Consider the following 11442-nt stretch of genomic DNA (forward strand, 5'->3'; position numbering starts at 1 on the left):
TTTCATAGACCATCTGAGCCACTTGTAATACTTTCTTGTTTTAACTCCTTTTTTTCGGAGTCTATCCTCTGGTTTAGAAGTCATCATTTTTTTGATTAATGTATAATGACATTGATAATTATTTATGGAGGTCATTGTTTATGTCAAAAAATTGTGCTAAAGCTAAACCAAAAATTATGAGTCATATCACTTTCAATAAGCTTTTCTTCAATAATGATGATATGTGTAGAAATTTCTTTTTGAATGTTTTTCATCCTTTAGGACTTGTTTGTCCTGAATGTGGTTGTGTTCATTTTACTTTACTCAAGTGTAGAAATAATGTCTACACTTGTTCTCAATGTTCACATCAAGTCTATCTTTTTGCAGGAACTATCTTTCAGGACAACAAATTACCATTATATACACTTCTTTATGGTATATTCCTTTTTATCACTTCTACAAAGGGTATTTCCGCAGAAGAACTATCACGTCAACTGGGCATCAACAGAAAAAGTGCTCAGTTGTTATGTCAAAAACTGCGTTATTTGATGTCTTTAGATAATGGCTGTTTTGATTTGAAATCAAAATTCATTGAAATAGATGGATTTCACATTGGTGGCAAATCTCATAATGGTAAGAGAGGGTTGGGAACTGACAAACAACCCTTTTTAGTGGCTCTTGGTACAGATCAGCTTAACAACTATCCCAATAGAATAAAACTGCTTCAAGTAAAAAGCGAAAACAAGGAAGAAGTAAAAAGGCTCATGAAACATATCTATTACGATAAGGATACAACAATATGTACTGATGGTGACCCGGCATATCACTATTTAAAGGATAGAGTACATCTTATCAATGGCGTTATAGATTACAAAGAATCAGATCATCTTATGTATTGGATAAATATACAGATATCAAATATAAAAAGTAATATAGATGGAATCTATCATGGCATAGCGAAAAAATATATCAACGGATATATACAGGAACATGCCTGGAGATTCAATCATAGATATAAAGGTTTCAAGCTTATGTTTTCCATGATGAGAATTATCAGTTACTCAATTGTAATGACTAGAAAGATGCTTAAAGATTACTACAATAAAACAAGTGTGTCTGATGGTCTATGATAAAATCATCATTATCTTTTAATGATATATAAAAATCTTTATCTTTTGTTGTCATATGAATCCTATCTAATGAATTTGCTGAGGAAGCCATAGGATTTTTACTCTTTTCTAATTTTAAAATATCTTTTATTTCAAATCTTTCTTTAGAAAATCCATAATAAAAAACAAAATAATCATCATATAATTCAATATAGTTTCTAACCATAACTGGTATCCACACCAAATTCATTGAATAATACGCAACCCACAGTAATATCCACCATATATGAGAAACAATACTGGCATCACACAAATAAATGAATATGGGACATATATCATAAATAACAAATATCACTATAAGCCAAAAGCTATTTTTACCTTTATATACTTTCATACCAATCTCCATCTTTTTTGAATGAATAATTTTGATTTCAATTTTCTATATACTATCTTCATATCATGTTAACACATTTTATACAAACAATATAGAGCATACTTCAATTTAAGACTCAAAAATGAATATGAAAACAACATATAATTAATGCCACATTTATCTTTTCAAATAATAGCTAACTTACTTATCAATATTTCTTCATATGAATCTTCTAATTACAAGTTAACCCATGTTTATATTATTTTTAATTTGACAAAAAAACTTAACCCTATCGGTTAAGTTTTTTCAACAAATTCTCTAATTGTGCTAAAAAATATTGTTTATCTTCTTGTGTTTGTTTTGAAGGCCCTTTGATATGTTTTCCACTTTTTCTTTGATGAGCGCCAATATAACGTCTTAACAATAATTCATCAATATTCTGTGATGTTATCTCCATTCCTGATATATGTAAGATATAAGCACCTTTTCCCAGTGCTAAAGCAGCTAATCCGTAATCTTGTGTAATCAATATATCCTGCTTTTGTAAATGCGATAGAAGAAACAAATCAACACTATCATGACCAATATCACATTCAATGACTTGATAAGGAACATCTTTTAATATATGAGCATAGTCTACATAAACATGCATTTCTATATGATATGTCTTTGTTAAAGAATAGATTTCATCTTTATAGGGTGTTGCATCCCCATCAACGAGTATTCTCATACAATATGTAAAGCTAAAATCATAACCATTGCGACAATACCACCAATAAGTCCACCAATATGTCCTGTTTTAGAAATATGTCGATCCATAAATGTGTATACCAAATTAATGACAATCACAAGTGCAAAATTTTCTAAAACGGACATAAAAGGTCCACCCAATACATATCCTAAAACAATAATAGCTCCAAAAAAGCCAAAAACAACACCACTGGCACCAATAGTCAACGTTTGATAATAACGTGATGATATTTGTGATGCACTATAACTCAGCATTGAACTTAATATCATAGAAATAACAATTAAATATAAGTAAGGCACCGTTCCTAAACAAGCTTCTAAGAAATGCCCTATTTGATACAGGGCATAAGCATTCATCAAGAAATGAAAGAATTCCGCATGTATAAAATGACATGTGATAAAACGCCAATATTGATGACGTTCTTGAATATATGGGGGATAAAATCCCCCAAGTCTTAAAGCACAACCCCATTTATCACCATGTTGTATAAATTGAATATATATAAATATAAGTGCACATATTAATACATAAATATTAGTTATCATTTTCTACCTCGATTACTGTAATTGTTCTCATTTGCTGTGTTGTATTCCCATCTTTATCACTAACAGTATACATAATTTCATAAACACCCGGTGTTTGATTATCAACTTGGCCATTGATAATGATACGTGATGTAATATCTCCCTCAATATCATCAGTTGCCTTTACACCTTCTTTTAAATCAATAGATTCACCAACATGTATTTCCACATCCTCAATACCTTCAATAACAGGTGGACGTTTATTCTTTTCAACCACAACCTTCACTCTTAAAGCACTAGATTGATTTCCATGTTTATCTTCTACAATAATTCTTTCAATCTGTGTTCCTTCCATTTGAAAAGATTTTGTTTTACTCTTTTCCTGTGTTTTTTCATTATAAAAATATACTTCTGTTTGTGAATGATCTTCTACATTTTGTATTAAATCTTTAGCTTCTAATGTTTCTCCTATTTGAATATGCCATTCAACTTTCTTTAATTGAAACTTGGGTTTAATTGTGTCTTCTACAACAATTTCAAAATATTGTGTTTCATTAAAATAAGTAATAGATGCCTGATATTTTCCTACTTCTTTAGAAACATGGGATAAATCTAATTTAACATTTTCTAAAACAGAATGATTTGCATTGACATATTCACTCACATCTGTAGGTATATCCTGTCCATATTGAAATGTAAACACATTTCTTTTTAGTTTAATTGGGGAAATTGTTAATGCTAAATAGATTAAAAGTACATCAACAAGAATAAAAAAACTTAAAATTGAAACAATAATCTTATTTTGCATTCTATACACCCCCTAATAAATAGTATATCACAAAAATATGAAATTCTTGTGTCTAATGATTATTTTTTCACATGGAAAAAGAAGGTATTAACCTTCTAATCTTGATAAGACTTTTTCCTTTCCAAGTAAAACAATAGATTTCGCAAGATCTGGTCCATGCATAATTCCTGTTGTGGCAATACGAATAGGCATATACAACATCTTACCTCTTGCTTTGGCTTCTTTTTGTGTTGCTTTAATACAAGCAAAAACATGTTCTTCATCAAATTCTTCATCACTTAAATTTGACAAATGATTTTTAAAGACTTCTAAAGTATGAGGAATACTTTCATCTTGCATGAATTCTTTTGCCTCAACACTGACTTGCATTTTATCTTCAAAGAATAGCGCTACTTGTTCAACAATTTCTTCACCATAGCTGATATGATCACGATGAACATCAATTAACTTTTGAATCCATTCTTCACTTTTATCAGATAAATCATAAGCTTTCTGTAAGAATGGTAAACACAAATTAACAAGTTCATCTAAAGATTTTTCTTTTAAATATTGACCATTCATCCATTTTAATTTATCGTTATCAAAAATAGCTCCTGATTTAGAAATACGATCAACACTAAATTCTTGAATCAATTCATCCAATGTAAACAATTCTTTTTCTTCTTTAGGTGACCACCCTAATAAAGCAATATAATTTAAAATCGCTTCACTTAAAAATCCCTTAGAAATTAAATCCTGATAAGAAGCATCTCCATTACGCTTACTTAATTTATGTGTTTCATCTTTCATTACAGGTGGGCAATGAATATAAACTGGTGGTTCCCATCCAAAAGCCTGATATATTAAATTATACTTAGGTGTAGATGATAAATATTCGTTTCCTCTTACAACATGAGTAATATTCATCAAATGATCATCCACAATATTTGCAAAATTATATGTTGGATAACCATCACTCTTTAACAATACGCCTTCTGATAATCCAGCATTTTCAACTTCAATATGTCCATAGACTTCATCTTCAAAAGAAGTAATTCCACTGCTTGGAATTGTTTGTCTGACAACATATTTTTCCCCATTGGCTATTCTTTGTTTTGCTTCTTCTAAAGTTAATGATTTACATGGATCAATATATCCTAATTCTTCATGATCAGCATTTTCTTTTTTCGCTGCTTCAATTGTTTCTTCATCACAAAAACAATAATGTGCACCACCTAATTCAACCAGCTTATCTGCATATTCCTTATAAATTGCTAATCTTTGTGATTGAATATAAGGACCTACATCTCCTGGTTTATCAGGACCTTCATCATAGTGAAGTCCTGTTTTATCAAGCACATCATAAATCATATCAACTGCTCCAGCGACTTCTCTTTCCTGGTCAGTATCTTCAATTCTTAAAATAAAATCCCCACCATCATGTTTGGCGATTAAATATTCATATAAAGCGGTTCTTAAATTCCCAATATGCATATATCCTGTTGGACTTGGGGCAAATCTTGTTCTTACTTTACTCATCTTTTCTATCCTTCCTTATTTAATAATACAACGCTTTGGGCAACAATACCTTCTTTTCTACCAACAAAGCCCATTTTTTCTCCTCTTGTCGCTTTAATATTCACTTGTGTGATGTCACAATGTAAAACTCTGGCAACATTTTCTTTCATCAGTGGAATATGTGGTGCCATCTTTGGTTCTTCACATAAAATCAGGCTATCAATATTTCCAATTGTATAACCATTTTGTTTCATCATATCATAAGTATGTTGCAATAAAAGCATTGAAGAAATCCCTTTATATTGTGGGTCAGTATCAGGAAAATGCTTTCCAATATCTCCAAGTCCCATCGCTCCAATAATACTTTCAATGATCGCATGTAACAAAACATCTGCATCACTATGTCCTTTTAAACCTTTTTCATAAGGTATTTCTACTCCACCTAAAATTAGTGGTCTGCCTTCAACTAATTGATGAATATCAATAGATTGTCCAATTCTCATCATAAACATCACCCTTTCTGCCCTATTCTAGCACAAATAAGGACAATATACAAAACTATATCTCATGAAACTGTTTTATATTTTCAAAAAATATGGTAAACTAAAGCATATATTGAAGGAAGGTTGGTTGGACAGATGGATAATAAAGAAGTTATCAGTAAAAATTTTATTGAAAGAATTATAGATAAAGATTTAGAGGAAGGAACATATACAAAAGTAGCAACACGTTTTCCACCTGAACCTAATGGTTATTTACACATTGGTCATGCCAAGTCTATCTTATTAAATTATGGACTTGCGAAAAAATACAATGGAACATTTAATCTACGTTTTGATGATACAAATCCAACAAAAGAAAAAACAGAATTTGTAGATTCCATTATTAAAGATGTAGAATGGTTAGGTGCTCATTATGATGGAGAAGTGAAATTTGCTTCTGATTATTTTCCTCAAATGTATGAGGCAGCTATTAAATTAATCAAAAAAGGAAAGGCTTATGTTTGTGATTTAACAGCTGACCAAATCAAAGAATACCGTGGAACATTAACAGAGCCAGGAAAAAATTCACCTTATCGTGATCGTAGTGTTGAAGAAAACCTTGATTTGTTTGAAAGAATGAAAAATGGTGAATTTGAAGATGGAAGCAAAGTTCTTCGTGCAAAAATTGATATGGCTTCACCAAATATCAATATGCGTGATCCTATTATTTATAGAATTGCCAGAATGACACATCATAACACAGGTGATCAATGGTGTATTTATCCAATGTATGACTTTGCTCACCCTATTGAAGATGCGATTGAACATATTACACATTCTATCTGTACATTGGAATTCGAAGATCATAGACCTTTATATGATTGGGTTGTTCAAGAATTAGAATATCCCGAACCACCAAAACAGATTGAATTTGCAAAATTATATCTGACAAATGTCGTCACTGGAAAACGTTATATTAAACGCTTAGTTGATCAAGGTATCGTCGATGGATGGGATGACCCACGTTTAGTCACTATTGCTGCTTTAAGAAGACGTGGATTTACACCAGAATCATTAAAGAACTTCATGGATTTAGTTGGTGTAGCAAAAAGTAACTCATCTGTTGATTATGCAATGCTTGAATATTGTATTCGTGATGATTTAAAACCAAAAGCACCTCGTGTCATGGCTGTTTTAGACCCTATTAAACTTGTGATTGATAATTATCCTGAAGGACAGGTTGAATATTTAGATGCTCAAGTGAATATGGAAAATCCTGAGTTAGGAACAAAACAAGTACCTTTCTGTAGAGAACTTTGGATTGATAGAGATGACTTTATGGAAGAACCACCTAAAAAATATTTCCGTTTATTCCCGGGAAATGAAGTGCGTTTAATGAATGCCTATTTTGTCAAATGTGTAAGTTATGAAAAAGATGCAAATGGAAACGTAACAGTTGTCCATTGTACATATGATCCAATTACTAAAAATGGAACAGGATTTACTGGTCGTAAAGTGAAAGGAACAATTCATTGGGTGCCTGTACCTTTCGCAAAGAAGGTCACTGCCAGATTATATGAAAATCTTGTGGATGAAGAAAAAGGTGTTTACAATGAAGATGGAAGCATGAATTTAAATCCAAATTCATTGACAGTTGTTGAAAACTGTTATATTGAGCCATCTATTGAAGATGCAAAACCTGGAGATTCATTCCAATTTGTAAGAAATGGATATTTCTGTGTCGATACAAAAGATTCTGCTGAAGATCATCTTGTTTTTAACAGAATCGTATCATTAAAAAGTTCATTTAAATTACCAAAAAAATAGTTTTTAAAAAGCATGAGTACGTTCATGCTTTTTGTTTTGTATAAAATGAAGAAATCTTTTGTGCTAAAAGCTGGGGATTGTCAATATTGACTTCATGTGATGCATGTTCAATGATTTCAAAACAACTTCCATGAATATGTTCATTTAGTAATTGACATCCTTTTTTATTATGTGTATCTTTTTCACCACATAAAAGAAGTGTCGGACATTGAATAAGTTCCAAATCCTTTGATATATTGATATAAGTCATAGATTGTACTAATGAAATAAAATCTTTCTTTTTGATTGCCATTTTTTCAAATGTTGATTGAGGCATCAAATGAAATATAAGATTTTGTATACCAAACAGTAAACGAGGAATCTTATAAGGAGCACCAATGATAATAAGTGATTGAATATGTTGAGGATATGCTTTCGCAAAATCCATAGCTAAAATACCACCTAATGATAAGCCACAAAGAGAAACCTTTTCTTGAAATTGTAAACAATATTGTACAAAAGATTCAAAAAGATTTTCATAAGTAAAATCCTGATTTTGTAATAATTGGTATAAAGACACTTTTTTGACTTTCATTTTCTTTTGCAGCAATAAACTTTCTACTTGATTCCAGCTTGTTTCATCCTGTCCTAAACCATGTATTAAAATATAAACCATTTGACTTTAGATTACAGATTGTCTTTGATAATCTGTGATATCTCCTATTTTTTGATATAGTTCTTTGACTGTACATTGATGATTTTGTAACGCTTGAAGTTCTTGGTTAGTTGCTCCAATGAGTTCAATAAAATCCACTTTGCCAAAAGGTGTGACAATGGTTTGAATATCTGAATCCAATGCTGTTATAAATCCCGTCAACAATGATGTTTGTTGAATATCCATACCTTCTTTTTGCCCAGTATAAATATATTCATATTCTCTAAATACTTCACCATTTTGAAAAGTGATTCTTGCAAGTGTCTGGAGAATCCCACAAATACCTCTTATTTGTGCATCATCATCGCCATAGCCTTTCTTTAATTTTAAAGTGAATTCCATTCCATAACCACTGATCTTTGGATCAGAAGATTCTTTTTCATAAAGTTCTGATAATCCAAAAGTCACAAAATGCCAATAATCTCCTCCATCATAAATACTTATCCCATCCAATGGATCATTGCCACCTAATTTCCAACTGACTAATGTGCCATAATGCAAAGGTTCTTTTTGATTGGGGTAGACTTTTTCACATACTTCTACAATGGCATCCCATCCCTCTGTCATCTTGGATGATGTATCTTTTTTCTTCCATTTATCAAAGAGGCTCATACAATCCCTCCTATCCTATTTGTTTCATTATACCATAACTTTAGAAAGTATGCTTTTTTTGATAAACCTTCTGATATATTTTTTGCATTTGTAAATCTGTTAAAGCTATACGCTTTGCACACTCTTTTAACTCATCTTGAATGTCTTTAGAAACCGGTTCTTTATTTTTATAAAGAATATCATGTTCTAAACTTGCCCAACAATCCATCGCAATAGTACGAAGCTGAATTTCAACTGGTATTTTTAATAAACCTTTTTGACAATAAACACGCACCTCTACAACAAGATGTAAAGATTGATAACCACTTTCTTTAGGATAATCAATATAATTCACTTTCTTTAATAAATGAATATCTTCATGCATAATCAATAACTGAGAGATATATTGAATATCATTAATATAATGACAAATCACTCTTAATCCTGCTATGTCATGAAGATATTTTAATGATTCAATAGTCACTGGATAATGTTTACGATTCATTTTTTCTTCAATACTTTCAAGAGATTTAATTCTTGATTGAATTTGATGAATAGGACTATAACCATGAAAGCATTTTAATTCATCGTCAATAACTTCTAACTTTGTTTGAATGAGATTTGCAGCACTACGATAAGGCTGCATGTAATCATAGTAGCTTTTATAATCTTGAAATATCTTCATTTATCATCACCAAATTTATCATAAATGATACTTATATAGAAATCATCATGTAAAAATGGGAAATATTGTGCTAATCTTTGTGCAACATATAATCTGTAATGTTGATTCCATTTTTCATGGCATATAAAATATTATCTTTATCTTCAATATAAGGAACTTTTGCTTCTAAGATTGCAGCAATATATCTTGAATCATCATCTAATGTCATAGGCCAAAAGAAATAGAACTTTTTACCATCACGAAAATGAAATTCAAAATCTGATTCATAAACTTCATAAGCGATTGGTGCACCTATATTCATATATTTAAGATTTGTATAAATGCAAACTTTAGTTATATCCTCATAACGATAAAACTTCATAATATCCTTATCTTTGTCTACTAATACCGCAAGGAAATATTTAAGATTCGCTACTAACCCATTAAATTGATAATAACGAATACCCTCACTCAAAAACTCTACAGACTGATCTAAACAGTTATCTGTCATTGCTGCAAAACTTTGACGAAATGCTGTCGCAATCATTAAAATCAATAAAACAATAAACAAAACTAATAAAAGAAGAATACGTACCCATATCAAAGGAATAACCTTAGACATCCATAATGTAAACACAACCGATAAAATAGCAGAAGAAAATGCAGCAACAACCAACTGTCTTTTTGCCCATGCTTTGGTTAGCTTTCTCCCTAACGATACTGCACTTGTTGTTTTTTGATAACCAAGTTTCCAGTTTTTCACATCAACTTCAATATTTGCTAAAGCTGGAATAAGTGGTAAATCTTTATCATGGTAGTTATCAATTGTCTTTTTCACTTCTTTTAGACTTTCTAATTGATGTTCTAGATGTATTTGATTGATTTTTAAACACTCATGAAAATCTAATTCACCATTTATAATTGCTTTAACATCATCTATAGAAATATCTAACCCTCTTAAAAACTTCACTAATTTTAATGTTTGAATATCTTCATCACTATAATTACGATAACCATTGCTATCTCTTTGAGGTGTAACCAACCCTTCTTTTTCATAATAACGAATAGTATGTTTTGAAAGTTTTAATTCCTTCTCTAAATCACTTGTTTTCATATCCCTTATCCTCACTATTATTTTTACTCATCATATAATCAGTTATATTTAAACCATTTTTCATGGCATATAAAACGTTATCTTTATCTTCTATACAAGAAACTTTTGCTTCTAAAATAGCCCCAATATATCTGGCATCATCGTCCAAAATCATTGGATAGTAGAAATAAAATTTTTGACCATCACAAAATTCAAATTCAAAATCAATCACATCATTTTCATAAGCTATAGGTGATGCTATTTTCATGTAACGTTTTTTCACATACAATGATACTTTACGAATATCTTCATAACGATAATATTTCATATATTGTTTATCTTTTCCTCGTAGTACAGCAAAGAAATATTGAATGTTTTTGATTGGATTTTTAAACTGATAGTAACGTATCCCACTCTCAAAAAACTCTACAGATTGATTTAAAGTCAAATCAATCATAGCACTACTTGTCATCTTATAAGAAAAAGCTATGATTATCAGTTCTACTAATACATAAATCATCATGTAAATAAGAAATCTTAATCCTACTGAATCAATCATTGCGATAAAGACCATAGAAATAAGAAATGCCATCAAAGCTCCTATAACCATATTATAAATCATTTGTCTTTTCGCCCATACTTTCGTTAGCTTTCTACCTAATGATACAGCATTCGTTGTTTTTTGAATACCTAATTTCCAATGATGTGTTGTTTCTTGAATATCCTGTAAAGCTGGAATTAAAGGTAAATCTTTATCATGGTAGTTATCAATTGTCTTTTTCACTTCTTTTAAACTTTCTATTTGATGATCTAAATGTATTTGATTCATTTTTAAGCATTCATGAAAATCCAGTTTGCCATGAATAATTGCTTTAACATCATCTATAGAGATATTTAAACTTCTTAAAAACTTTACTAATTTTAATGTCTGTAAATCTTCATCACTATAATGGCGATAACCATTATCATCTCTTTGAGGTGTAATCAATCCCTCTTTTTCATAATAACGAAGTGTATACTTGCTTAATCCTAATTCTCTTTCTAAATCAC

General features: G+C 30.4%; 13 protein-coding genes. 2 read left to right on the forward strand and 11 right to left on the reverse strand.

Going from position 1 to position 11442, the window contains the following annotated elements:
* Positions 1 to 140 precede the first annotated feature (140 nt).
* A complete protein-coding gene (locus tag B5E75_RS13285) occupies positions 141 to 1109 on the forward strand; it encodes an IS1595 family transposase (protein WP_162607705.1) in 969 nt (322 codons plus the stop codon).
* On the opposite strand, the gene B5E75_RS13290 is transcribed toward B5E75_RS13285, so the two are convergent.
* The 6 genes from B5E75_RS13290 to ispF all read right to left on the reverse strand — a co-directional run bounded on the left by B5E75_RS13290 (position 1066) and on the right by ispF (position 5547).
* Complete coding sequence (locus B5E75_RS13290; protein ID WP_162607706.1) at positions 1066 to 1482, reverse strand: PH domain-containing protein; 417 nt, start codon at positions 1480 to 1482, stop codon at positions 1066 to 1068. The genes B5E75_RS13285 and B5E75_RS13290 overlap by 44 nt on opposite strands.
* Before the next feature lie 268 nt (positions 1483 to 1750).
* Positions 1751 to 2191 (reverse strand): YaiI/YqxD family protein, encoded by a 441-nt coding sequence (locus B5E75_RS13295; protein WP_087360168.1) that lies wholly within the window; start codon positions 2189 to 2191, stop codon positions 1751 to 1753.
* A complete protein-coding gene (locus tag B5E75_RS13300) occupies positions 2188 to 2757 on the reverse strand; it encodes a rhomboid family intramembrane serine protease (RefSeq protein ID WP_087360171.1) in 570 nt (189 codons plus the stop codon). The genes B5E75_RS13295 and B5E75_RS13300 overlap by 4 nt, the downstream gene beginning before the upstream one ends.
* Positions 2747 to 3544: a DUF5011 domain-containing protein gene (locus tag B5E75_RS13305; RefSeq protein WP_087360174.1), complete on the reverse strand. Its 798-nt coding sequence runs from the start codon at positions 3542 to 3544 to the stop codon at positions 2747 to 2749. The genes B5E75_RS13300 and B5E75_RS13305 overlap by 11 nt, the downstream gene beginning before the upstream one ends.
* Positions 3545 to 3631: 87 nt before the next feature.
* Positions 3632 to 5062 (reverse strand): glutamate--tRNA ligase, encoded by a 1431-nt coding sequence (gene gltX / locus B5E75_RS13310; protein ID WP_087360178.1) that lies wholly within the window; start codon positions 5060 to 5062, stop codon positions 3632 to 3634.
* A gap of 5 nt (positions 5063 to 5067) precedes the next feature.
* Positions 5068 to 5547 carry a 2-C-methyl-D-erythritol 2,4-cyclodiphosphate synthase gene (ispF, locus tag B5E75_RS13315; RefSeq protein WP_087360181.1) on the reverse strand — a complete coding sequence of 160 codons (480 nt, stop codon included), beginning with the start codon at positions 5545 to 5547 and terminating at the stop codon, positions 5068 to 5070.
* Between the two features lie 132 nt (positions 5548 to 5679).
* Here ispF and B5E75_RS13320 point away from each other — a divergent pair, with 132 nt between their 5' ends.
* Entirely contained in the window at positions 5680 to 7350 is a 1671-nt protein-coding gene (locus tag B5E75_RS13320; protein WP_087360184.1) for a glutamine--tRNA ligase/YqeY domain fusion protein, read from the forward strand.
* A gap of 22 nt (positions 7351 to 7372) precedes the next feature.
* Here B5E75_RS13320 and B5E75_RS13325 read toward each other — a convergent pair whose 3' ends face one another.
* The 5 genes from B5E75_RS13325 to B5E75_RS13345 form a co-directional block, all read right to left on the reverse strand.
* The gene (locus B5E75_RS13325; RefSeq protein ID WP_087360188.1) at positions 7373 to 8005 is read right to left on the reverse strand and encodes an alpha/beta fold hydrolase; all 633 of its coding nucleotides are present in this window, start codon (positions 8003 to 8005) and stop codon (positions 7373 to 7375) included.
* Positions 8006 to 8011: 6 nt separating this feature from the next.
* On the reverse strand, positions 8012 to 8656 hold the full coding sequence (locus B5E75_RS13330; protein ID WP_087360191.1) for a suppressor of fused domain protein: 645 nt from the start codon (positions 8654 to 8656) through the stop codon (positions 8012 to 8014).
* 40 nt (positions 8657 to 8696) lie between these two features.
* A complete protein-coding gene (locus tag B5E75_RS13335) occupies positions 8697 to 9320 on the reverse strand; it encodes a GTP pyrophosphokinase (protein WP_087360194.1) in 624 nt (207 codons plus the stop codon).
* 70 nt (positions 9321 to 9390) lie between these two features.
* On the reverse strand, positions 9391 to 10413 hold the full coding sequence (locus tag B5E75_RS13340; protein ID WP_087360197.1) for a MerR family transcriptional regulator: 1023 nt from the start codon (positions 10411 to 10413) through the stop codon (positions 9391 to 9393).
* On the reverse strand, positions 10400 to 11442 hold a 1043-nt coding region (locus tag B5E75_RS13345; protein WP_087360200.1), incomplete at its 5' end, for a MerR family transcriptional regulator. The genes B5E75_RS13340 and B5E75_RS13345, both read right to left, overlap by 14 nt.

This window comes from Massiliimicrobium timonense (assembly GCF_002160865.1).
GTDB lineage: Bacteria > Bacillota_I > Bacilli_A > Erysipelotrichales > Coprobacillaceae > Allocoprobacillus.